The sequence below is a fragment of the Pseudomonas salomonii genome (genome assembly GCF_900107155.1).
GTDB classification, from domain to species: Bacteria; Pseudomonadota; Gammaproteobacteria; order Pseudomonadales; family Pseudomonadaceae; genus Aquipseudomonas; species Aquipseudomonas salomonii.
In genome coordinates, this window is the sequence record NZ_FNOX01000006.1 from 51,427 (window position 1) to 74,077 (window position 22,651).

At 61.9% G+C, this 22,651-nt stretch carries 22 protein-coding genes; 9 read left to right on the forward strand and 13 right to left on the reverse strand.

Features of this window, described 5'->3' with window-relative positions; genetic code table 11:
• Nucleotides 1–16 precede the first annotated feature (16 nt).
• Both BLV67_RS14740 and BLV67_RS14745 read left to right on the forward strand, forming a co-directional pair.
• The gene (locus BLV67_RS14740; protein ID WP_056861349.1) at nucleotides 17–1,237 is read left to right on the forward strand and encodes a putative DNA modification/repair radical SAM protein; all 1,221 of its coding nucleotides are present in this window, start codon (nucleotides 17–19) and stop codon (nucleotides 1,235–1,237) included.
• Nucleotides 1,234–2,067, forward strand: a complete 834-nt coding sequence (locus tag BLV67_RS14745) for a TIGR03915 family putative DNA repair protein (protein WP_056861350.1) — start codon at nucleotides 1,234–1,236, stop codon at nucleotides 2,065–2,067. Before BLV67_RS14740 ends, BLV67_RS14745 begins: the two co-directional genes overlap by 4 nt.
• Nucleotides 2,068–2,208: 141 nt before the next feature.
• On the opposite strand, the gene BLV67_RS14750 is transcribed toward BLV67_RS14745, so the two are convergent.
• The 7 genes from BLV67_RS14750 to ctlX all read right to left on the reverse strand — a co-directional run bounded on the left by BLV67_RS14750 (nucleotide 2,209) and on the right by ctlX (nucleotide 8,084).
• Entirely contained in the window at nucleotides 2,209–2,706 is a 498-nt protein-coding gene (locus tag BLV67_RS14750; protein ID WP_056861351.1) for an Lrp/AsnC family transcriptional regulator, read from the reverse strand.
• A 4-nt stretch (nucleotides 2,707–2,710) separates the two neighbouring features.
• Nucleotides 2,711–3,541: an ABC transporter ATP-binding protein gene (locus BLV67_RS14755; RefSeq protein WP_065931144.1), complete on the reverse strand. Its 831-nt coding sequence runs from the start codon at nucleotides 3,539–3,541 to the stop codon at nucleotides 2,711–2,713.
• A gap of 3 nt (nucleotides 3,542–3,544) precedes the next feature.
• The gene (locus BLV67_RS14760; RefSeq protein ID WP_065931143.1) at nucleotides 3,545–4,258 is read right to left on the reverse strand and encodes an ABC transporter permease; all 714 of its coding nucleotides are present in this window, start codon (nucleotides 4,256–4,258) and stop codon (nucleotides 3,545–3,547) included.
• Complete coding sequence (locus BLV67_RS14765; protein ID WP_069788315.1) at nucleotides 4,255–4,956, reverse strand: ABC transporter permease; 702 nt, start codon at nucleotides 4,954–4,956, stop codon at nucleotides 4,255–4,257. Before BLV67_RS14765 ends, BLV67_RS14760 begins: the two co-directional genes overlap by 4 nt.
• A gap of 137 nt (nucleotides 4,957–5,093) precedes the next feature.
• Nucleotides 5,094–5,873, reverse strand: coding sequence for an ABC transporter substrate-binding protein (locus tag BLV67_RS14770; protein ID WP_069788314.1), 780 nt, complete (start codon nucleotides 5,871–5,873; stop codon nucleotides 5,094–5,096).
• 226 nt (nucleotides 5,874–6,099) lie between these two features.
• Complete coding sequence (locus BLV67_RS14775) at nucleotides 6,100–7,146, reverse strand: ornithine cyclodeaminase (protein ID WP_065931140.1); 1,047 nt, start codon at nucleotides 7,144–7,146, stop codon at nucleotides 6,100–6,102.
• An 11-nt stretch (nucleotides 7,147–7,157) separates the two neighbouring features.
• Nucleotides 7,158–8,084: a citrulline utilization hydrolase CtlX gene (gene ctlX / locus BLV67_RS14780; protein WP_069788313.1), complete on the reverse strand. Its 927-nt coding sequence runs from the start codon at nucleotides 8,082–8,084 to the stop codon at nucleotides 7,158–7,160.
• Nucleotides 8,085–8,367: 283 nt separating this feature from the next.
• On the opposite strand from ctlX, the gene BLV67_RS14785 reads away from it, so the two are divergent.
• A complete protein-coding gene (locus tag BLV67_RS14785; protein WP_074854476.1) occupies nucleotides 8,368–9,261 on the forward strand; it encodes a GNAT family acetyltransferase in 894 nt (297 codons plus the stop codon).
• 57 nt (nucleotides 9,262–9,318) lie between these two features.
• Here BLV67_RS14785 and BLV67_RS14790 read toward each other — a convergent pair whose 3' ends face one another.
• The 5 genes from BLV67_RS14790 to BLV67_RS14810 form a co-directional block, all read right to left on the reverse strand.
• Nucleotides 9,319–10,338 carry a branched-chain amino acid aminotransferase gene (locus BLV67_RS14790; protein WP_065931138.1) on the reverse strand — a complete coding sequence of 340 codons (1,020 nt, stop codon included), beginning with the start codon at nucleotides 10,336–10,338 and terminating at the stop codon, nucleotides 9,319–9,321.
• A gap of 195 nt (nucleotides 10,339–10,533) precedes the next feature.
• A complete protein-coding gene (lpdA, locus tag BLV67_RS14795; protein WP_069788312.1) occupies nucleotides 10,534–11,913 on the reverse strand; it encodes a dihydrolipoyl dehydrogenase in 1,380 nt (459 codons plus the stop codon).
• A 3-nt stretch (nucleotides 11,914–11,916) separates the two neighbouring features.
• Nucleotides 11,917–13,170, reverse strand: a complete 1,254-nt coding sequence (locus BLV67_RS14800; protein ID WP_069788311.1) for a dihydrolipoamide acetyltransferase family protein — start codon at nucleotides 13,168–13,170, stop codon at nucleotides 11,917–11,919.
• Nucleotides 13,171–14,229, reverse strand: coding sequence for an alpha-ketoacid dehydrogenase subunit beta (locus BLV67_RS14805; protein ID WP_017136257.1), 1,059 nt, complete (start codon nucleotides 14,227–14,229; stop codon nucleotides 13,171–13,173).
• A 1-nt stretch (nucleotide 14,230) separates the two neighbouring features.
• A complete protein-coding gene (locus BLV67_RS14810; RefSeq protein WP_017136256.1) occupies nucleotides 14,231–15,466 on the reverse strand; it encodes a 3-methyl-2-oxobutanoate dehydrogenase (2-methylpropanoyl-transferring) subunit alpha in 1,236 nt (411 codons plus the stop codon).
• 195 nt (nucleotides 15,467–15,661) lie between these two features.
• Here BLV67_RS14810 and bkdR point away from each other — a divergent pair, with 195 nt between their 5' ends.
• Nucleotides 15,662–16,150 (forward strand): Bkd operon transcriptional regulator BkdR, encoded by a 489-nt coding sequence (gene bkdR / locus BLV67_RS14815; RefSeq protein ID WP_056861361.1) that lies wholly within the window; start codon nucleotides 15,662–15,664, stop codon nucleotides 16,148–16,150.
• 57 nt (nucleotides 16,151–16,207) lie between these two features.
• On the opposite strand, the gene BLV67_RS14820 is transcribed toward bkdR, so the two are convergent.
• The gene (locus BLV67_RS14820; RefSeq protein ID WP_069788310.1) at nucleotides 16,208–17,071 is read right to left on the reverse strand and encodes an MBL fold metallo-hydrolase; all 864 of its coding nucleotides are present in this window, start codon (nucleotides 17,069–17,071) and stop codon (nucleotides 16,208–16,210) included.
• 94 nt (nucleotides 17,072–17,165) lie between these two features.
• On the opposite strand from BLV67_RS14820, the gene BLV67_RS14825 reads away from it, so the two are divergent.
• The 5 genes from BLV67_RS14825 (at nucleotide 17,166) to BLV67_RS14845 (ending at nucleotide 22,613) form a co-directional block, all read left to right on the forward strand.
• On the forward strand, nucleotides 17,166–17,501 hold the full coding sequence (locus BLV67_RS14825) for an ArsR/SmtB family transcription factor (protein ID WP_017136253.1): 336 nt from the start codon (nucleotides 17,166–17,168) through the stop codon (nucleotides 17,499–17,501).
• A gap of 51 nt (nucleotides 17,502–17,552) precedes the next feature.
• Entirely contained in the window at nucleotides 17,553–18,797 is a 1,245-nt protein-coding gene (locus BLV67_RS14830) for an NAD(P)/FAD-dependent oxidoreductase (RefSeq protein WP_069788309.1), read from the forward strand.
• Complete coding sequence (locus BLV67_RS14835) at nucleotides 18,798–19,604, forward strand: sulfite exporter TauE/SafE family protein (RefSeq protein WP_017136251.1); 807 nt, start codon at nucleotides 18,798–18,800, stop codon at nucleotides 19,602–19,604.
• Between the two features lie 220 nt (nucleotides 19,605–19,824).
• The gene (locus tag BLV67_RS14840; RefSeq protein ID WP_017136435.1) at nucleotides 19,825–21,471 is read left to right on the forward strand and encodes an MFS transporter; all 1,647 of its coding nucleotides are present in this window, start codon (nucleotides 19,825–19,827) and stop codon (nucleotides 21,469–21,471) included.
• Complete coding sequence (locus BLV67_RS14845; RefSeq protein WP_069788308.1) at nucleotides 21,468–22,613, forward strand: HlyD family secretion protein; 1,146 nt, start codon at nucleotides 21,468–21,470, stop codon at nucleotides 22,611–22,613. The genes BLV67_RS14840 and BLV67_RS14845 overlap by 4 nt, the downstream gene beginning before the upstream one ends.
• The last annotated feature ends 38 nt before the right edge of the window (nucleotides 22,614–22,651 follow it).

Here is a 22,651-nt window from a genome sequence, read left to right on the forward strand (position 1 = left end):
GTATCGGTAGCCCTTCATGCAGTTGATCGAAAAACTCAGCATCCTCGCCGACGCCGCCAAGTACGACGCCTCATGCGCCAGCAGCGGTGCGCCCAAGCGCAGCTCCGAGGGCAAGGCCGGGCTGGGTTCTACCGATGGCATGGGCATTTGCCACAGCTACACGCCGGACGGGCGGTGTGTGTCGTTGCTCAAGGTCTTGCTCACCAACTTCTGCCTGTACGACTGCCAATACTGCGTCAACCGCCGCTCCAGCGACGTGCCTCGTGCGCGTTTCAGCCCGGAGGAGGTGGTTACCCTCACCCTGGACTTTTACAAACGCAATTGCGTCAGCGGGCTGTTTCTGAGCTCCGGCATCATTCGTTCGGCCGACTACACCATGGAGCAGCTGGTTCGGGTCGCCAAACTGTTGCGCGAAGAGCATGACTTTCGCGGTTACATCCACCTCAAGACCATTCCCGAGGCCGACCCTGCGCTGATCGCCGAAGCCGGGCGTTATGCCGATCGCCTCAGCGTGAACATCGAGTTGCCCACCGACGCCAGCCTGCAAACCCTGGCGCCAGAGAAGCAGATCGGCTCGATCAAGCAAGCCATGCAGACCATCTACACCGGCGAGCAGACGGTGTTCAACGAACCGCGCGCACCGCGTTTTGCGCCGGCGGGGCAGAGCACGCAGATGATCGTCGGCGCCGATGACACCGATGACAGCACCATCCTGCACGGCGCCGAGGCGCTGTATGGCAATTACAAGCTGCGGCGCGTGTATTACTCGGCGTTCAGCCCCATTCCCAACAGCCCCAAAAGTGTGCCGCTGGCCGCGCCGCCGTTGATGCGTGAACACCGCCTGTACCAGGCCGACTTTCTGCTGCGCAGTTACGGTTTCAGCGCCAATGAACTGTTTGAAGGCCCCGGCCATCTGGCCCTGGATATCGACCCGAAGCTGGCCTGGGCGCTGGAGCACCGCGAGGTGTTCCCGTTGGACCTGAACCGCGCCGAACCCACGCTGATCGCGCGTATCCCCGGCATTGGCCTGCGCACCACCCAGCGCCTGGTCGACCTGCGCCGCGAACGCAAGATCCGTTTCGAAGACCTGGCCCGCATGCGTTGCGTGCTGGCCAAGGCCAAGCCGTTTTTCATCACCAGCGACTACCACCCGCAACAGGCGGACAGCACCAGCGTGCTGCTGCGCGAGCAACTGCGCGACCGCCCGCAGCCGCAACAGATGGGGCTGTGGGGATGATCAGCCTGGAATGCGACAACCTCTTCAGCACCTGGCGCGAGCAGGCGCGCTGGCTGCTCAGCCATCAGGTCGACCCCAGCCAGGTGAGCTGGGGCGAGGCCGAGGTGGCGGACCTGTTTGCCACGGACGAGCCTGTACCTGAACAGCTCGGGCCGTTTCAGGCGCGAATCCCCAAGGCGTTGCTGGAGTTGTTGGAATCGGCCGCCTGTTACCACGGTGATCAGCGCTGGAGCCTGTTGTACGAAGTGTTGTGGCGTGTCAGCCACGGCGACCGCACTGCGATGCTGGCCGGGGACAAGCTGGGCAGTGAGTTGCAACGGCGCATCAAGCAGGTCAGCCGCGAGGCCCATCACTTGCATGCGTTTGTGCGGTTTATTGCTCTACCTGCGGAGGCTGGGCCACAGCTGCCGGAGTATGTGGCGTGGCATGAGCCGGCCCATGACATCTTGAAATCCGCCAGCCAGCATTTTGTCGGACGCATGGGCCGTCATCGCTGGATGATCGCAACACCCCTGGACGGCGTGTATTACGACGGTGAACAGTTGATTCATCAACGCCAGTGCCCTGAAGCCTGGCAACAGCTGGCGCAGAATGTCGAAGACCCCCACAGCGCGATGTGGCTGACCTATTACAGCCATATCTTCAACCCGGCGCGGTTGAACCCCAAGGTGATGGAAGGGCATTTGCCCAGCCGGTTCTGGAAGAATCTGCCGGAGGGCAAGTTGATACCGGGGTTGATCAGCGAGGCGCGCACGGGCAAGCAGAAGGATGGGCAGGCGAAGCTGATCGGGGCCAGGCCGGGCAAGAAAATCTCAAGCGGGCACGCTTGAAAAATGGGGGAGCTGGCTCGATGATCGTTCCCACGCTCTGCGTGGGAATGCCGCCCTGGACGCTCCGCGTCCGCTTTGACGTCGTGACGCGGAGCGTCACTGGATGCATTCCCACGCGGAGCGTGGGAACGATCTATCGCTCTATGCCAGCTCGGTCGCGGTGTTTTTGACCACCGCCAACTCCGGATGCGCCACCAACTTATCAATGTGCAACTCATCGTTATTCAACCAGGTCTCCGTCAGCACCCGGTAATGCTCCATATCCCGGCAACGCATGCGCAGGCTGTAGTCGAACGGCCCGCTGATCAGTTGGCACTCGAACACCTGGGGGCACGCTTTCACGCAGGCCTCAAAGGCCTTTTGCGCCGAGCGCCCGCTCTGATTGGACAAGGCCACCAGCACCAGCAGCGACAGCCCCGGCGAGACCATCTGCACATCGATGATCGCCCCATAACCACGGATCACCCCGCGTCGCTCCAGCTTGCGCACCCGCTCCAGGCACGGCCTGGGTGTCAGGTGCACCAGAGATGAAAGCTTTTCGTAGGTGATACGCCCCTGGTGACGCAACACGTCGATGATGGCTTCATCGATGCGGTCCAGCGAGGGGGAAGAATGGGGTCCGTGGGCCTTGGTATCCATGAGTTCACTTCAGACGGTTGGAAAGAAATTGCTGCAAGCGTTCGCTGTTGGGGTGGTCGAGAATCTCGGCGCCGCCTTGTTCCTCGACCCGGCCCTGGTGCAAAAACAGCACTTGGCTGGACACCTGGCGGGCAAAGCCCATTTCGTGGGTGACCATCAGCATGGTACGACCTTCCTCGGCCAACGTCTGTATGACTTTGAGCACTTCCCCTACAAGTTCCGGGTCCAGCGCCGAGGTCGGTTCATCGAACAGAATAATTTCCGGCTCCATCGCCAATGCCCGTGCGATGGCCACACGCTGTTGCTGGCCACCGGACAGAAAGGCCGGGTATTGATCGGCCACGCGGCCGGGCAGGCCAACTTTGTCCAGATACAGGCGTGCGCGTTTTTCCGCTTCGGCCGCGCTGAGGCCCAACACCCGGCGCGGCGCCATGGTGATGTTTTCCAGCACAGTCATGTGGCTCCACAGGTTGAAGTGCTGGAACACCATGGCCAGGCGCGTGCGCAGGTTTTGCAACTGCTCTTGATGGGGGGCACGGACCCCGGCGCGGCCCTGGCGCATTTCAATGCTGATGCCGTCCAGGGTGATCACCCCGGCATCCGGCTGTTCGAGAAAGTTGATGCAGCGCAGCATCGTGCTTTTGCCCGAGCCGCTGGCGCCGATCAGGCTGATGACGTCGCCGTTGCGTGCGTTGAGGGACACGCCCTTGAGCACTTCGTGGTCGCCGTAACGTTTGTGGATGCCTTCGACTTGAAGCTTGATCGCAGCGCTTGCCGGTTGGGCAACGGGTTCGTCGACAGGGTAAGCGGCCAGGGCCTGCGCGGACTGATTCATGGGTTAGCCTCGGGTAGGAACAAGAAAACGCATCCAGCGACGTTCGGCCAGTCGGAACAGGCCCACCAGTGCAAAGGACAGCAGCATGTAGAGCAGGGCGGCGATGCCAAAAGCCTGGAACGTGAGGAACGTTTCGGCGTTGGCGTCACGGGCCACTTTGAGGATATCGGCGACGGTGGCGGTAAACGCCAGCGAAGTGGCGTGCAACATCAGGATCATTTCATTGCTGTAGGCCGGCAGCGCACGGCGCAGCGCGGCGGGCACCACCACAAACAGGTTGAGGCGCCAGCCGTGCAGGCCGTAGGCGCGCGCGGCTTCGATTTCGCCATGGGGAATATTGCGGATCGCCCCGGCGAAGATTTCCACGGTGTAGGCGCAGGTGTTGAGCACAAACGCCAGCAATGTGCAGTTGAGCGCATTACGGAAAAACTGGTTGAGCAGCGCGTTGTCCTGCACCACCTCCAGGCTGTACAGCCCGGTGTAGCAAATCAGCAACTGGATATACAGCGGCGTGCCACGAAACAGGTAGGTGTAGACCTCCACCGGCCAACGCAACCACACGTGCTGCGAGACGCGCGCCAGCGCCAGTGGAATCGACAGCACAAAGCCTGCGACCACCGAGATGATAAACAGCCACAACGTCATGGCGACCCCGGACAACCCTGAGCCATCGCTGAACAGGTAGGCCAGGCCGTATTGCTGGAACAGTTCGATCATCGCGCCATCCCCTTGATGCCGAGGTTGTAGCGCCGTTCGAGGCGCTTGAAGAGGCGGTTGGAGAGGGTGGTGATCAGCAGGTACACCAGGCCCGCGAGGATCAGGAAGTACAGGGGCTCATTGGTGGTCTTGCCGGCGTTTTGCGCAGCCTTGACCAGGTCCGACAGGCCGATGATCGACACCAGCGCCGTGGACTTGAGCAGCACCAGCCAGTTGTTGCCCAGGCCCGGCAAGGCAAAGCGCATCAGTTGCGGGAACAGCACCAGGTGAAAGCGCTGCCAGCGGCTCAGGCCGTAGGCGGTGGCGGCTTCCAGTTGCCCGGCCGGCACACTGAGAATGGCGCCGCGAAAGTTCTCGGTGAAATACGCGCCGTAGATAAACCCCAGGGTGATCACCCCGGCGGTAAACGGGTCGATTTCAAAGTAATTCCAGCTGAACACTTCGCTCAGGTCGTTGAGCCACAGTTGCAGGCTGTAGAAGATCAACAGGATCAGCACCAGGTCCGGCACGCTGCGGATCAGTGTGGTGTAGAGGGTGGCGGACACGCGCAGCCATTTGACGCTCGAAAGCTTGGCACCGGCGGCGATCAGGCCCAGGGCGAGGCTCAGGGCCAGCGCCAGCAACGACAGCTTGAGCGTCATCCAGGCACCCTGGGCCAGCATCGGGCCGTAGCCTTGCAGGTTGAGGAGTTCGTTCATTGAGGGGATCTCGATCAAGCACAGAGATTAACTGTGGGAGCTGGCTTGCCTGCGATGGCGGCCTACCCTCCAACATCTACAGTGGCTGACCCACCGCCATCGCAGGCAAGCCAGCTCCCACAGGGGCCGGGGTGGGCCTATTCGTTGTAGATATCCTGATCGCCGAAGTACTTCTTCTGGATCTGTGCGTAGGTGCCATCGGCCTGCACGGCGGCGATGCCTTTATTGATCAGCGCGCGCAGTTCAGCGTCGTTCTTGCGCAGCCCCATGGCGATATCCAGCGGCAAGGTCGGGTCCTTGAAGGCCGGGCCGGTCTTGAAGTCGGCGCCTTCAGGCTTGGACAGAAAGTTGAGCTGGGCTTCGAGCTTGTCGGTCAGGGTGGCGTCGAGGCGGCCGTTTTGCAGGTCGGCGTAGTTCTGCTCCTGGGACTGGTACGCCTTGATCTGCGCGCCGAGCCTGGCCAGGTGGGCACGTGCATAGGCTTCCTGCAGCGAACCTTGGAGCACGCCCACCTGCTTGCCTTTGAGCGACTCCGGCGTGTCGCCGAAGTCGGCGTTTTTACGGGTGATCACCGAGGTGGGGCTGAGAAACAGGCGGTCGCTGAAGTCGATGACTTTCTCACGCGACGGGGTTACGGCCATGGACGACATGATCGCGTCGAACTTGCGCGCGCGCAGGGCCGGGATCATGCCGTCGAATTCGTTGTGCACCCAGGTGCATTTGACTTCAAGCCTGGCGCAGATGGCGTTGCCCAGTTCGATATCAAAACCTTGCAGGCTGCCGTCGGCGGCGACGGACTCAAAGGGCGGGTACTCGGGGAATACGCCGAAGCGGATTTCTTTCCAGTCCTGGGCGTGGGCGGCGCTGGCGCACAGTGGCAACAGCAACGCGGCGAAGAGTGATCGCAATGGAGTCATGTGACAGTCCCTATATTTTGTAATTGATGTCAGGGCAGTGAATCGCTGGGAGCAGAGAATGCTTCATGGTGGTGCGTTTTTTGTGTCGTTTACCCCGTGCATAAAGCGCAAATTGCGCTGTTAAAAAGCGCAATGCAGCGAAATCGGCTGCGTCACCCGCGAAATCGGCTTTTCAGTGATGAAAGTCTGGCCCGCCCTCAGCGCAAAGCGGCAGGCCAGAGCGGTTTCAAGCGCGCTTTTTGTGCTGCGCGCGGGGCTGTTGGGCCAGGCGTGCAAACAGGTCTTTCGGGTCGGCGAGGTCCGGCACCAGTTCAAGTGTGCTGCCCACATCCAGCGCCTTGGCCACGTCCAGCACGTAGCGCAGGGCCGAGTAGTCTTCGATGGCAAAGCCCACCGAGTCGAACAGCGTGACTTGGCGCGGGTTCTCGCGGCCGGGCTGCTGGCCATTGATGACCTGCCAGAGTTCGGTGACCGGCGAATCGTGCGGCATGTGCTGGATTTCACCTTCGATACGGCTTTGCGGTTCGTACTCGACGATTACCCGGGCGCGCTCGACGATGCGGCGGTCCAGCTCGGTTTTACCGGGGCAGTCGCCACCCACGGCATTCAGGTGCATGCCCGGTTCGATCATGTCGTCGGTGAGGATGGTGGCGTACGCCTTGTCGGCGGTCACGGTGGTGACAATGTCCGCGCCTTTGACCGCTTCGGCCACACTGGCGGCCAGGATCACCTTGATCGCCGGGAACGCCTTGAGGTTGGCCGCCAGCTTGGCAGTGGCCTTGGCGTCGATATCGAACAGGCGGATTTCGGTGATGCCAAGCATGGCGTGGAAGGCCAGGGCCTGGAACTCGCTTTGCGAGCCGTTGCCGATCAACGCCATGCTGCGGCTGTTGTCGCGCGCCAGGTAGCGGGCCACCAGGGCGGAGGTGGCGGCGGTGCGGATCGCGGTGGTGAGGGTCATTTCGGCCAGCAGCACCGGCTTGCCCGTGTCGACGTCGCCCAGGGCGCCGAAAGCCATCACCGTGAGCATACCGGCCAGGGTGTTTTTCGGGTGGCCGTTAACGTATTTGAAGGCGTACAGCGAGGCATCCGATACCGGCATCAACTCGATCACGCCGTCCGGCGAATGGTTGGCCAGCCGCGCGCATTTTTCGAAGTCCTGCCAGCGCAGGTAGTCGGCGCGGATGTATTCGGCCATCTCGCTGATGCAGGTTTGCAGGCCTTTTTGTGAAACCAGGTAGCTGAGGTCGTTGACGTCGATGTAACGGGTCATGGCAAGACTCCTTATTGAAATGAGGCGCGGGCGGGCAGGTGTACTTCCGCCAGCATGCAGCGGGCACTGCCGCCGCCGATGCGTTCGATGTTGTCGATGTTCACCACCACCGGGCGGGTGTGGCGTTCTACATGCGTGCGCTGGGCCGGGTGCAGGGCGCTCCAGGCGCTGGCTGACATCACCAGCAGCGGTTGGCCGTCACGGTCGTGGACTTCGAGCATGTTGCCGGCGAAGGCTTCAAGTTGGTCGAAGTCGAGGGCGAGGATGTCTTTGCCGGTGTCGTGCAGCGAGCGCTCCAGGGCCTGGCGTTCGCTGGCATCGGGCAGGGCTTGCAGGCACACCACCGAGAGGTCGCGGCCGACACTCATCATCACGTTGCTGTGGTAGATCGGCGCGTGGTGGCGGTCGACGGCGTGGAAGACGCAGAGTTGGTAGTCGAGGCGTTCGGCAAACTGACGCAAGGCGTCCTGGTGGGTACGCCCGGAGTGGCAGGCATAGCTGATGCGGTGCTGGCGGTCGAGCACCATGCTGCCGGTGCCTTCGAGGAAGATGTTCTGTTGTTCGAGGTGGCTCAGGTCGATGGTGCTATGGATCGCGAAACGCTGCTCCAGTACTTGCAGCACGCCTTTGTTGCGCTCCAGTCGTCGGTTCCGGCCTTCCATCGGGTACAGCACCAGGCTGCCATCGGCGTGGCTGCTCCACCAGTTGTTGGGGAAGATCGAGTCGGGCGTGTGTGGGGCCGGAGTGTCCTGTACCACCAGCACTTCCACGCCATGTTGGCGCAGGGTGTCGACATAGCCGTCGAACTCTTGCAGCGCTTTTTGCTGCGCGCTCAGTGGATCGAGTGGCTGGCGTTGGAAGCGGTTGTTGATCGCGGTGTCCGGGTTGAAGGCAAAGCGCGCCGGGCGAATCATCAAGACGGTGTTGGTGGTTTGCATGGGGGCACGAATCCATGGGGTGAGCTGTGGGGCTATTTTGTGCGCTGTGGTGGGTGAATCCCGGCTGATATGGCAGGGCGGCTCAGCCGGGAAAGCTGAAAAGTGAGGTGGCGCAGCCGAATCGGCTGCTGAAGTGAAATGCGATCAAGTGTGGGAGCGGGCTTGCTCGCGAAGGCGGTGTCTTCGAGCCATATGTAGCGGCTGACACTCAGCATCCGCGAGCAAGCCCGCTCCCACATTGGTATTGTGGCATTTGCCAAACCGCTGTCAGTCAGGAGCAATCATGTCTACCGCTGTTCGTCTTGCCCAACCCACCGATGCCGAGGGCATCAGCCAGGTTATCCTGGCGGCCTTGCACAGCAGCAATGCGCGGGACTACCCGGCGGATGTGATTGCTCGGGTTGCCAGCAACTTTACGCCCGACGCCGTACTGGCGTTGCTGCAGCGCCGGGTGGTGCTGGTGGCGATTCAGGATCAGGTGATCGTCGCCACCGCCGCCCTCGATGGCAATGTGGTGCGCTCGGTGTTCGTCAACCCGGCGTTACAACGGCAGGGCATTGGCCGGCTGCTGATGATCGAGGTTGAACTGCGTGCCGTTGAAGCCGGGGTGACGGTCCTGAGCGTGCCGTCCTCGCTGACCGCCGAGCCGTTTTATACCAAGCTGGGTTTTCACACGGTGCGCGACGTCTACCATGGCAATGAGCGCACGCTGGTGATGGAAAAGGCCTTGTTATCGCGCCACCCCATTGGGCCGTATCGCGATCGTCCGCACCGATCCCAGGTGGTAGCGTTGTGGCAGCAGGCGTTTGGCTATGACACTGCGCATAACCTGCCAAGCCTGGCAATCGACAAAAAACTCGCGGTCAACGATGGGCTGTTCTTTGTCGCGACGGATAAAAAGGCCGTGATCGGCACCATTCTGGCCGGCTATGACGGGCATCGCGGCTGGCTGTATTCAGTGGCGGTGCACAGTGATTATCGTCGGCAGGGCCTGGGTGCTTCGCTGGTGCGCTATGCCGAGCAGGCGTTGACTGCGTTGGGCTGTATGAAGATCAACCTGCAGATTACGGGCGGCAATGACGCGGTGGTGGGGTTCTACGAGGCGCTGGGGTATGGGGTGGAGCCGAGGATCAGTATGGGCAAGAAGATTGGGGTGAATATTCCCAAGGACGTGTGAGCACACCGAAATCAAATGTGGGAGCTGGCTCCCACATTGGGTTTTGCGTTTGCTGAGTCAGACCTTGACGATCCAACCCGCTGGCGCTTCAACGTCGCCGGTCTGCACGCCGGTCAGCTCTTTGTAGAGCGCCTGGGTGATCGGGCCCACTTCGGTTTCGCTGTGGAACACGTGCAGCTTGCCGTCGTACTGGATGCCGCCGATTGGCGAGATCACAGCAGCGGTGCCGCAGGCGCCGGCTTCCTTGAACTGGTCCAGTTTGTCGATGAACACGTCGCCCTCGACCACTTTCAGGCCCAGGCGGGTCTCGGCCAGTTCGATCAGCGACAGGCGGGTGATGCCTGGCAGTACCGAAGGCGACTTCGGCGTGATGAACTGGTTGTCGCGGGTGATACCAAAGAAGTTGGCCGAACCGACTTCCTCGATTTTCGAGTGGGTCATCGGGTCCAGGTAGATCGCGTCGGCGAAACCGGATGTCCGTGCTTCAGCGCCCGGCATCAGGCTGGCGGCATAGTTGCCACCGACCTTGGCGGCACCGGTGCCTTGTGGCGCGGCGCGGTCGAACGTGGAGATCTGGAAGTTGTGGGGCACCAGGCCGCCCTTGAAGTAGGCGCCGACCGGGATGGCGAATACCGAGAAGATAAATTCCGGTGCGCTACGCACGCCGATGTTTTCACCGGTGCCGATCACGAACGGGCGCAGGTACAGCGCGCCGCCACTGCCGTACGGCGGGATGAACCGCTCGTTGGCCTTGACCACTTGTTTGCAGGCTTCGATGAAGTCTTCGGTGGTCACATGCGGCATCAGCAAGCGTGCGCAGCTGCGTTGCATACGGGCGGCGTTCTGGTCCGGACGGAACAGGTTGATCGAGCCGTCCTTGCAGCGGTAGGCCTTGAGGCCTTCAAAGCACTGCTGGCCATAGTGCAGGGCGGTCGAGCCCTCGCTGATGTGCAGCACGTTGTCGTCGGTCAGGGTGCCCGCTTGCCACTCGCCGTTTTTCCAGGTTTGGAGAAACCGCTTGTCGGTCTTGATGTAGTCAAAACCCAGCTTGTCCCAATTGATGCTTTCGTTACCCATGACACCCTCTATCTCTGGTCAACCGCCTGGTCGAAGGCAGGCTTGTCGGTTTTTTACTGGATGGGCGCAACAATACTTCATTCTTGCTTTATGTGGGAGCGGGCTTGCTCGCGAATGCAGTGTGTCAGTCAACACATAGGTGACTGATATACCGCATTCGCGAGCAAGCCCGCTCCCACAGGGGAATGCGGCAGTTTACAGGTGCAACGCGTGGCCCAATGCTCTTAAAGCCGCTTCCTGCACCGCTTCGCCGAGGGTCGGATGCGCATGAATGGTGCCCGCCACATCTTCCAGGCGCGAACCCATCTCCAGGCTCAGGCCAAAGGCCGTAGACAACTCAGACACACCAGCGCCCACCGCCTGCCAGCCGACAATCAGGTGGTTGTCACGCCGTGCTACCACGCGCACAAAGCCGGTTTTCGACTCCAGGGTCATCGCCCGGCCATTGGCCGCAAACGGGAAGCTCGACACGATGCAGTCCAGGCCGGCCGCCTTGGCTTCGTCCGGGGTCTTGCCGACCACCACCAGTTCCGGGTCGGTGAAGCACACCGCCGGGATGGCGGCCGGGTTGAATTCGCGGTGTTTGCCGCTGATCAGTTCGGCGACCATCTCGCCCTGGGCCATGGCCCGGTGCGCGAGCATCGGCTCGCCGCTCAGGTCGCCGATGGCGTACACGTTGCGCATGCTGGTCTGGCAACGGTTGTCGATCTTGATCGCCGCACCGTTCATCGCCAGGTTCAGCGCTTCGAGGTTCCAGCCCTGGGTGTTGGGTTTGCGGCCCACGGCCACCAGCACCTGATCGGTTTCCAGCGACAGCGTCTCCCCATTCGGGTCACGTACCTGTAGGCGGTTGTTTTCGAAACCGGTGACGCTGTGGCTGAGGTACAGCTTGACCCCCAACTGCTTGAGCGATTCGGCCACCGGCAGCGTCAGCTCGCCGTCGTAGGCGGGCAGGATGCGCTCCTGCGCCTCGACCACACTGACTTCGGCGCCGAGCTTGCGGTAGGCAATGCCCAGCTCCAGGCCGATGTAACCGCCACCCACCACAATCAGGCGTTTGGGCACGCGGGTCGGCGCCAGCGCTTCGGTTGACGAGATGATCGGCCCGCCAATCGGCAGCATCGGCAGGTTGACGCTTTTCGAGCCGGTGGCCAGCAGCAGGTGCTCGCATTGAATGCGCTGGTCGCCGACGTCGACGGTCTTGCCGTCGACCACCTTGGCCCAGCCGTGGATCACCTGCACTTTGTGCTTCTTGAGCAAGGCGGCCACGCCGGTGGTCAGGCGGTCAACAATGCCGTCTTTCCATTCCACGCTCTTGCGGATGTTCAGGGTCGGCACATCCACTTCAATGCCCAGTTGCGACCCTTGACTGTGATGCACGGTTTGCTGGAACTGTTCGGCCACATGGATCAAGGCTTTGGAGGGAATGCAGCCGATGTTCAGGCAGGTGCCGCCCAGCGCCTGGCCCTCGACCAGAATGGTCGGGATGCCCAGTTGGCCGGCACGGATCGCCGCCACATAACCGCCAGGGCCACCGCCGATGATCAGTAGCGTGGTGTTCAATGTCTGAGGCATGCCTTACTCCAAAAACAGGCTGGCGGGTTGTTCGAGCAAGCCACGAATGGCCTGGATGAATTGCGCCGCGTCCATGCCGTCGACCACACGGTGATCGAAGGAACTGGAGAGGTTCATCATTTTACGCACCACGATCTGGCCTTTGATCACCATCGGCCGTTCAACGATGCGGTTGACGCCGACAATCGCGACTTCCGGCAGGTTCAGCACCGGCGTGCTGACGATGCCGCCCAAGGCACCCAGGCTGGTGAGGGTGATGGTCGAGCCCGACAGTTCATCACGACTGGCCTTGCCATTGCGCGCGGCGCTGGCCAAACGTGCGATTTCCTCGGCGTTGCCCCACAGGCTGCGGGCTTCGGCGTGACGTACCACCGGCACCATCAGGCCCACATCGCTTTGGGTGGCGACGCCCACATGCACCGCGCCCAGGCGGGTGATGACTTGGGCTTCGTCGTCGTAACGGGCGTTGATCTGCGGGAACTCGCGCAACGCCACGACCATGGCGCGCACGATAAACGGCAGCAAGGTCAGCTTGCCGCGGGTGGCGCCGTGCTTCTCATTGAGGTGCACGCGCAACTCGTCCAGCGCCGTGACGTCGATTTCTTCCACATAGCTGAAATGCGCAGCGCGGCGGGTGGCGTCCTGCATGCGCTGGGCGATCTTGCGGCGCATGCCGATCACCGGGATCTGTTCTTCGCTGTTGCGTTCGGCGTAAGGGTTGGCGGTGCCCGAAGGCTGGGCTGCACCTTGTTGCAGGTAAGCATCCAGATCTTCGTGCAGCACCCGACCCGCCGGGCCAGTACCTTGCACCAAACGCAATTGAATACCGGCATCCAGCGCGTGCTTGCGCACGGCAGGTGAAGCCAATGGGCGTTCATCGGCGGCACGGGCTACCGGAGCAGCAGCGGGCTTGGCTGCCGGCTTTGTTTCAACCACCGGCGCTGGTTTGGCTTCAACCACCGGGGCTGCTTTCACCGGCTCAGCCACCACCGGCGCATCCTTGGCATTCCCGGCGCCTTCGACTTCAATGCTGATCAAAATACTGCCCACCGCCATGACCTCGCCGGGCTCGCCGCCCAGAGAAATCACTTTGCCGTGCACTGGCGAGGGAATGTCCACCATCGCCTTGTCGGTCATCACATCCGCCAGCACCTGGTCTTCAACCACCAGGTCGCCGACCTTGACATGCCATACCGACAGTTCAACTTCTGCGATGCCTTCGCCAATGTCCGGCATCTTGATAACGTGCGTGCCCATTCAGACCTCCATGACCCGTTTCAACGCCGCACCCACACGGGACGGCCCTGGGAAATACGCCCACTCTTGCGCGTGCGGGTAGGGTGTGTCCCAACCGGTGACGCGTTCGATCGGCGCTTCCAGGTGATGGAAGCAATGCTCTTGCACCAGCGACACCAGCTCGGCACCAAAGCCGCAGGTGCGAGTGGCTTCGTGCACCACCACGCAACGGCCGGTCTTTTTCACGGAGTTGACGATGGTTTCCAGGTCCAGCGGCCACAGGCTGCGCAGGTCGATGACCTCGGCGTCGATGCCGGTTTCTTCGGCGGCGACTTGCGATACATACACAGTGGTGCCGTAGGTCAGCACCGTCACGGCCGAGCCCGGGCGCACGATGGCGGCCACGTCCAGCGGCACGGTGTAGTAACCGTCCGGCACTTGCGCTTGCGGGTGTTTCGACCAGGGTGTAACCGGGCGATCGTGGTGGCCATCGAACGGGCCGTTGTACAGGCGTTTAGGTTCGAGGAAGATCACCGGGTCGTCGTTTTCGATCGAGGCGATCAACAGGCCCTTGGCGTCATACGGGTTGGACGGCATCACCGTGCGCAGGCCGCAGACCTGGGTGAACACCGCTTCAATACTCTGGCTGTGGGTCTGGCCGCCGTAGATGCCGCCGCCGCACGGCATGCGCATGGTCAAGGGCGCGGTGAACTGGCCGGCCGAGCGATAACGCAGGCGGGCGGCTTCGGAGATGATCTGGTCGGTGGCCGGGTACACGTAGTCGGCGAATTGAATCTCGGCGACCGGGCGCAGGCCATACGCGCCCATGCCCACGGCAACGCCGACGATGCCGCTTTCGGAGATCGGCGCGTCAAACACCCGCGAGCTGCCGTACTTGGTCTGCAAACCTTCGGTGCAACGGAACACGCCGCCGAAGTAGCCGACGTCCTGGCCGAACACCACCACGTTATCGTCACGCTCAAGCATCACATCCATGGCCGAGCGCAGGGCCTGGATCATGGTCATGGTGGTGGTGGTCATGGCGGTTTCCAATTCGATGCTGTTGTTGTGATCGTTCATGTCAGACCCCCAACTCTTGACGCTGGCGCTTCAAGTGCTCCGGCATCTCTTTATAAACGTCTTCGAACATAGTCGCGGCGCTTGGAATCTGGCCGCCGGCCAGGGTGCCGTACTGTTCGGCTTCTTTCTGCGCCTTGACCACTTCGGCCTCAAGCTCGGCACTGACCGCCGTGTGCTCTTCTTCGGACCACTGGCCAATTTTGATCAGGTGCTGTTTGAGGCGCGCGATAGGGTCGCCGAGCGGGAAGTGGCTCCAGTCATCGGCCGGGCGGTATTTGGACGGGTCGTCCGAGGTGGAGTGCGGGCCGGCGCGGTAGGTGACCCACTCGATCAGGGTTGGCCCAAGGTTACGGCGCGCCCGCTCGGCGGCCCAGGCAGACGCCGCATACACGGCGATAAAGTCGTTGCCGTCCACACGCAGGGAAGCGATGCCGCAACCCACGCCGCGTCCGGCGAAGGTCGTGGCTTCACCGCCGGCGATGGCCTGGAAGGTGGAGATGGCCCACTGGTTGTTGACCACGTTGAGAATCACCGGCGCGCGGTACACGTGGGCGAAGGTGAGGGCGGTGTGGAAGTCCGATTCGGCGGTGGCGCCGTCGCCGATCCAGGCCGAGGCAATCTTGGTGTCGCCCTTGATCGCCGAGGCCATGCCCCAGCCCACGCCTTGTACGAATTGAGTGGCGAGGTTGCCGGAAATGGTGAAGAAACCAGCGTCCTTGACCGAATACATGATCGGCAACTGACGGCCTTTGAGCGGGTCGCGCTCGTTGGACAGCAGTTGGCAGATCAGGTCCACCAGCGGCACTTCGCGGGCCATCAGGATGCTTTGCTGGCGGTAGGTGGGGAAGCACATGTCGTCAATGTTCAAGGCCAGGGCCTGGGCGCTGCCGATGGCTTCTTCGCCAAGGCTTTGCATGTAGAACGACATTTTTTTCTGACGCTGGGCGACCACCATGCGGTTGTCGAAGATGCGCGTCTTGAGCATGGCGCGCATGCCTTTGCGCATGATCTCGGCGGATACGCCTTCAGCCCACGGGCCGAGGGCCTGGCCCTGGTCATCGAGCACGCGGATCAGGCCCTTGGCGAGGTCGGCGGTGTCGGCGGGTTCTACGTCGATGGCGGGTTTGCGCACCGTACCTGCGTCAGTCAGGCGCAGGTAGGTAAAGTCGGTCTTGCAGCCTGGGCGGCCCGAGGGTTCGGGAACGTGCAGGCGCAATGGTGCATACGGTTGGTTCATGGCTTTCTACGCTCGATCTTGTGAATTTCTTGTAGTGGGCGCGCTAGCTGACAGTCAGTCTCCGGGTAGGAGAAATCTTGTCCTACAAACATCATAGGCGTGGCGTAGAAGAATATTTATCTGTGTTTCATTGCGCTCACGACCATTTGCGGATAAAAAAACTGCATAAACATAATAAACAGGTGATTTTGTCTCATGCGCAAACTGGACCGTACCGATATCGGCATTCTCAACGCCCTGCAGGAGAACGCCCGTATCACCAACGCCGACCTGGCCCGCTCGGTCAACCTGTCGCCCACGCCGTGCTTCAACCGGGTAAAGGCCATGGAGGAATTGGGGCTTATCCGTGATCAGGTCACCTTGCTGGACGCCGACCTGCTGGGGCTGCACGTGAATGTGTTCATCCACGTGAGCCTGGAAAAGCAGAACGAGCTGGCATTGCAGCAGTTCGAGGGCGCGATCTCGGACCGGCCGGAAGTGATGGAGTGTTACTTGATGGCGGGCGACCCGGATTATCTGATTCGGGTACTGGTGCCGACGATCCAGTCGCTGGAGCGTTTCATGATGGACTTTCTGACCAAGGTGCCGGGCGTGGCCAATATCCGCTCAAGCTTTGCGCTCAAGCAGGTGCGCTACAAGACCGCGCTGCCGTTGCCGGCCAATGGCATCAGCCTGGGCAACTGAATCACACCAACCCATGTGGGAGCAGGCAAGCCAGCTCCCACATGGAAGTCGGCGTTTTTACAGTTGGTTAAGGGGAATCTTCAGATACGTCACGCCGTTTTCCTCCGCCGGCGGCATATTCCCCGCCCGCACATTCACCTGAATCGCCGGCAGCAACAGCGTCGGCATTCCCAACCCGGCATCGCGCTGGGTGCGCATCTGCACAAACGCCGCTTCATCCACCCCGTCATGCACATGAATATTGCCCGCGCGCTGCTCGGCGACCGTGGTCAGGCACTTGGCCTCGCGGCCTTCAGGCGGGTAGTCATGGCACACGTACAGTTCCGTCTCCAATGGAAAGGCCAACAGCTTGCGCATCGACGCATACAACTGCCGTGCGTCGCCGCCGGGGAAATCGCAACGCGCGGTACCCACATCCGGCATGAACAGCGTGTCGCCCACCAGGATCAAGCGACCGTCGATCAGGTACGCCATGTCGGCGGGAGTGTGGCCGGGCACGTGCAGCGCCTGGGCCTTCAAGTTGCCGATATGAAAGATTTCATCCGGCGCAAACAGGTGATCGAACTGCGAGCCGTCGACGCGAAATTCCGGCTCCAGGTTGAACAGGCGCTTGAACACATCCTGCACCTTGCTGATGGATTGGCCGATGGCGATTTTGCCGCCGAGCGTGCGGCGCAGGTAAGGCGCAGCGGACAAGTGATCGGCATGCGCGTGGGTTTCCAGCAGCCACTGCACCTGCAAACCGTGCTCACGCACGAACGCGATGACTTTATCGGCCTGGGTGGTTTCAGTGCGTCCGGACGCGGGGTCGTAATTGAGTACCGAATCGACGATGGCGCACGGGCCGCCCTCGTGTTCATAAATGACGTAGGTGAAGGTCGACGATGCCTCGTCCAGAAAGGCTTGAATCAACGCTGGCATGGCGGCGGTCCCCGGAAGCGAAAAAAGTGGTTACAATCAGTTTACGTTTACACATAATGTTTTGAGCTTAAGTGACGTAAAGGACCCAAGGCAAATGGAATCTACATTGAGTGAAGGCGAAGTCGCCCAATTGCGCGCATCGGCGTCCAAGGCGTGTTCCTTGCTCAAGGCACTGGCCAATGAGGACCGCCTGTTGATCCTGTGTCAGTTGACCCAGGGCGAGCGCAATGTCGGCGAATTGGAAACCATGACCGGCGTGCGTCAGCCCACCCTGTCACAACAGTTGGGCATTTTGCGTGACGAAGGGTTGGTCGCCACCCGTCGGGAAGGTAAATACATTTTCTACGGGCTGGCCAGCCACGAAGTGATTCAAGTGATGAAGACCTTGTCCGGCTTGTACTGCGGCGCGGTCATAAAAAGCTGGGCGTGACGCCATACGGCAGCGACCCTTGTGTGCATTGACGATAAAAGGCAAAAGACCATGACCGAGCAACACTGTGGACCGACCATCAGTGGCGACATCGTAGTCATCGGCGGCGGCTCGGCGGGCATCGGCCTGCTGGCCAGCCTGCTCAAACGCGACCCGCAGCTGAACATCACCCTCATCGAACCTAACGACTACCACTGCTATCAGCCGGCCTGGACGCTGGTCGGTGGTGGCGCCTACGAGCTGAAAAAGACCCGACGGCCGTTGGCCGACGTACTGCCCAATGGCGTCGCCTGGGTGCAGGCCGCTGTCGCCGAGTTGCTGCCTGACGAGCAAACCCTGGTGCTCGACAACGGCCAGCGCGTGACCTGGAACAACCTGATCGTGTGCCCTGGCCTGCGGCTGGCCTGGGAAAAAATCGACGGCCTGGAACAGACCCTCGGCCAGAACGGCGTCACCTCCAACTACAGCTACGAACACGCGGCCTACACCTGGCAGTTGGTACAGCAGCTCAAGAGCGGCAAGGCGATTTTTACCCAGCCGGCCATGCCGATCAAATGCGCAGGCGCGCCGCAAAAAGCCATGTACCTGTCTTGCGATCACTGGCTCAAGCAGGGCAACCTGAAAAACATCGACGTCGAATTCAACCTGGCCGGTGCCGCGCTGTTTGGCGTCGCGACCTTTGTGCCGCCGTTGATGAAGTACGTGGAGAAATACAACGCTCGCCTGGCGTTCAATGCCAACCTGGTCAGGGTCGATGGCCCGGCGCGCAAAGCCTGGTTTGAAGTCAAAGACGCCGAAGGCAAGGTCACTGTCGAAGAAAAGTCCTTCGACCTGCTGCACGTGGTCCCGCCGCAAGTGGCCCCGGATTTTATCCGCCAGAGCCCATTGGCAGACCCTGCCGGTTGGTGCGAGGTGAACCCGCACAGCCTGCAGCACCTGCGCTACCCGCACATCTTCGGCCTCGGCGATGTGTGCGGCACCACCAACGCCAAGACCGCTGCCGCCGTGCGCAAGCAGATCGTGGTGGTGGCCGAAAACCTGTTGGCCCTGCGCAAACAGGCACCGCTGCCGCTCAAGTACGACGGCTATGGTTCCTGCCCGTTGACGGTGGAGAAGGGCAAGGTGGTGCTGGCCGAGTTCGGCTATGGCGGCAAGCTGCTGCCGACCTTCCCGCTGGACCCGACCCAGGCACGCCGCTCGATGTGGTTCCTCAAGGCCACGCTGCTGCCGTGGTTCTACTGGAACGGCATGCTCAAAGGCCGCGAGTGGCTGACCCGCCTGAGCAAGGTGGATTAAATGCTGCTGGCAAGTCTGTTGGGTTTATTGATGGGCCTGGTCATGGGCCTCACCGGCGCGGGCGGCGGCATTCTCGGAGTGCCGGCGTTGGTGCTGGGGCTGGGCTTGACCATGACCCAGGCCGCCCCGGTGTCGTTGCTCGCCGTGGGCGCAGCGGCGGCGGTCGGCGCCATTGACGGGTTGCGCCATGGCCTGGTGCGCTACCGCGCGGCCTTATTGATCGCGTTGCTGGGCGCGCTGTTTTCGCCGCTGGGCGTATTTATTGCGCACCAGTTGCCCGAACACCTGCTGATGGGCCTGTTCAGCGCCTTGATGGTGCTGGTGGCCTGGCGCATGTTGCAACGCGAAAAGGTCGAGGCCGGGCCGAGCGACCATGGCGCCGCGTCCTGGGGCCAGAAAAACTGCATGCTCAACCAGCAGACCGGGCGCCTGGCCTGGACCGCCAAGTGCAGTGCCACGTTAGCGGCTTTGGGGGCCGTGACTGGCGCGGTGTCGGGCTTGCTCGGCGTGGGCGGTGGCTTCCTGATCGTGCCGGCGTTCAAGCAACTGACCGATGTGCAGATGCGCGGGATTGTCGCCACCTCGCTCATGGTGATCAGCCTGATTTCGCTGATCGGCGTGGCCGGGTCGATGCAGGCCGGTGTGAGCATCGAGCCGATGGGCTGGGTGTTTATCGGTGCGAGTATTGTCGGCATGCTGGCCGGTCGGCGTTTGTGTTCGGTGATCCCGGCGCGGGCGTTGCAGGTGGGCTTTGCCAGCTTGTGTGTGGTGGTGGCTGCGGGGATGCTGGTCAAGGCTGCGCTCTGATCCTGATGTGCAACACAGTCCACATGTGGGAGCTGGCTCGCCTGCGATGGCATCAACTCGGTGTACCTGATGTACCAAGGTGCCTGCATCGCAGGCAAGCCCGCTCCCACAGTTTTGACCGTGCCCGCACGAGTCATGGCAAGATGAACGCCTCTCAGGTTTACTGGTCCCTGAGTAACGGATTCACCGACCTTGCACGTCGGCTCATCAAGGTCATGCAATGGATAAATACACCCCCCACACCTGGCAACCCCACGAGCGGCCGAGCCTGCCGGGCTCGCCGTCGACGCCGTTGCACCCTACGCACAAGCGCTGGCTGTTTGCGTTGGTCGGGATCCTGGTGGCAATTACCGGCGGGCTCGGCAACGCCCTGGTGATCGCCAACCTGCAATACCTGCAAGGCGCGCTGGGTGCCACCACCGCAGAAATGGCCTGGCTGCCGGCCGCCTATGTGATGACCAACGTGTGCATGAACCTGCTGCTGGTGAAGTTTCGTCAGCAGTTCGGCCTGCGGGCGTTTACCGAGGTGTTCCTGGTGCTGTATGCGTTGGTGACCTTCGGCCATTTGTTCGTCAATGACTTGAGTTCTGCGATTGCAGTACGGGCCGCTCACGGCATGGTTGGCGCGGCGCTGAGTTCGTTGGGGTTGTACTACATGATCCAGGCGTTCCCGGCCAAGTGGCGGCTCAAAGCCCTGGTGCTGGGCTTGGGCACCGCACAGTTGGCGTTGCCGCTGGCGCGTTTGTTCTCCGAAGACTTGCTGCAAATTGCCGAATGGCGCGGGCTGTACCTGTTCGAGCTGGGCATGGCGCTGATCTGCCTGGGCTGCGTGTTCATGCTCAAACTGCCGCCCGGCGACCGTTTCAAAACCTTTGAAAAACTCGACTTCCTCACCTTTGCCATCCTCGCCAGCGGCGTGGCGTTGCTCTGTGCGGTGCTGTCGTTGGGGCGTATCGACTGGTGGCTGGAAGCGCCCTGGATCGGCGTGGCCTCGGCCTGTTCGCTGGTGCTGATCATGGCCGGCCTGGCCATCGAACATAACCGCGCCAACCCCATGCTGATGACGCGCTGGCTCGGCAGCGGGGCGATGATTCGCCTGGCGCTGGCGGTGGTGCTGATTCGCATGGTGCTGTCCGAGCAGTCCACCGGCGCGGTGGGCTTTATGCAGATGCTGAACATGAGCTACCAGCAGATGCACACCCTCTACGTGGTGATGCTGGCCGGGGCGATTGCCGGGCTGGTGGTCAGCGCGCTGACGATCAACCCGGCGCACCTGCTGATGCCGTTGATCATCTCCCTGGCGCTGATGGCCACAGGCTCGGTGATGGACAGTTTCTCCAGCAATCTCACCCGCCCGCAAAACCTGTATATCAGCCAGTTCCTGCTAGGCTTTGGCGGCACCTTCTTCCTGGGACCGACCATGGTGCTGGGCACTAAAAACGTACTGACCAACCCGCGCAACCTGGTGAGTTTCTCGGTGATGTTCGGCATCTGCCAGAACCTCGGCGGCCTGATTGGTGCGGCGTTGCTGGGCACGTTCCAGATCGTGCGGGAGAAATACCACTCCAGCATGATCGTCGAACACCTGACCTTGCTCGACCCACGCGTGGCGGCGCGGGTACAGAGCGGCGGCTCGGCCTACGGCGGCGTGATTGCCGACCCGGAACTGCGCAACCTCATGGGCATTCGCAGCCTGGCCACGGCGGCCACGCGCGAGGCGAATGTGATGGCCTACAACGATGTGTTCATGTTGATCGCGATCATCGCAATCCTCACCATGCTCTGGATCTTCACCCGCAGCCTGTGGCTGATGAGTACCACCAAAGCAGCAGCCCCTCCCGTTCAACCCAGCGGCGTTACTTCATGACCGAAACCACCACCACTACCACCAACGCCATCGCCTCCACCCCGGAAGGCACGCCACCACCGGGCTCAAGCGTAACGGAGCCGCGCTCGTTGCGGGTGCGCATCGTCTCGTCGTTGGGCTTTGCCGCGATTGCCATCGTCGGTGTGTTGATCGTGCTGTATGCCTGGCAATTGCCGCCCTTCAGCAGCGCGGTGGAAACCACCGAGAACGCCCTGGTGCGCGGCCAGGTGACGATTATCGGCCCGCAACTGAGCGGCTATGTGTATGAAGTGCCGGTGCAGGACTTCCAGTACGTCAAGGCCGGCGACCTGCTGGTGCGCCTGGATGACCGCATCTACAAGCAGCGGCTCGACCAGGCGCTGGCACAATTGGCGGTGCAGAAAGCCTCCTTGGCCAATGTGGTGCAGCAGCGCAACAGCGCCGAAGCCACCATCAAACTGCGCCAGGCCGCGCTGGTGGACAGCCAGGCCCAGGCGCGCAAAAGCACCGCCGACTTGCGCCGCAATGAAGAACTGATCAGCGATGGTTCGGTGTCCAGGCGCGAGCTGGACGTGACCCGCGCCGCAAACGCGCAGACCATCGCAGCGGTGGCGCAGGCCCAGGCCAACCTGGAAATCGCCCGGCAAGATTTGCAAACCGTGATCGTCAATCGCGGCTCCCTGGAAGCGGCGGTGGCCAGTGCCGATGCGGCCGTGGAGCTGGCGCGTATCGACCTGTCCAACACCCGCATCATTGCACCGCGTGACGGCCAGCTGGGGCAAATCGGCGTGCGCCTGGGCGCGTACGTCAACTCCGGCGCGCAGTTGATGGCGCTGGTGCCGCCGCAGTTGTGGGTGATCGCCAACATGAAAGAAACCCAGATGGACAATGTGCAGGTCGGCCAGCCGGTGACGTTCACCGTGGACGCGCTCAACCACCGCAAGTTTCACGGCACGGTGCAGCATATTTCCCCGGCGACCGGCTCGGAGTTCAGCCTGTTGCAGGCGGATAACGCCACCGGCAACTTTGTAAAGATCGCCCAGCGGGTGCCGGTGCGGATTACGGTGGACCCGGATCAGGCCGAGAGCGAGCGCCTGCGGCCGGGGTTGTCGGTGGTGGTGAGTATCGACACGGCAGGCCGCCTGAAAAACAGCCCGCCTTGACACCACGCCGATCAAATATGTGGGAGCGGCGGTGCGAC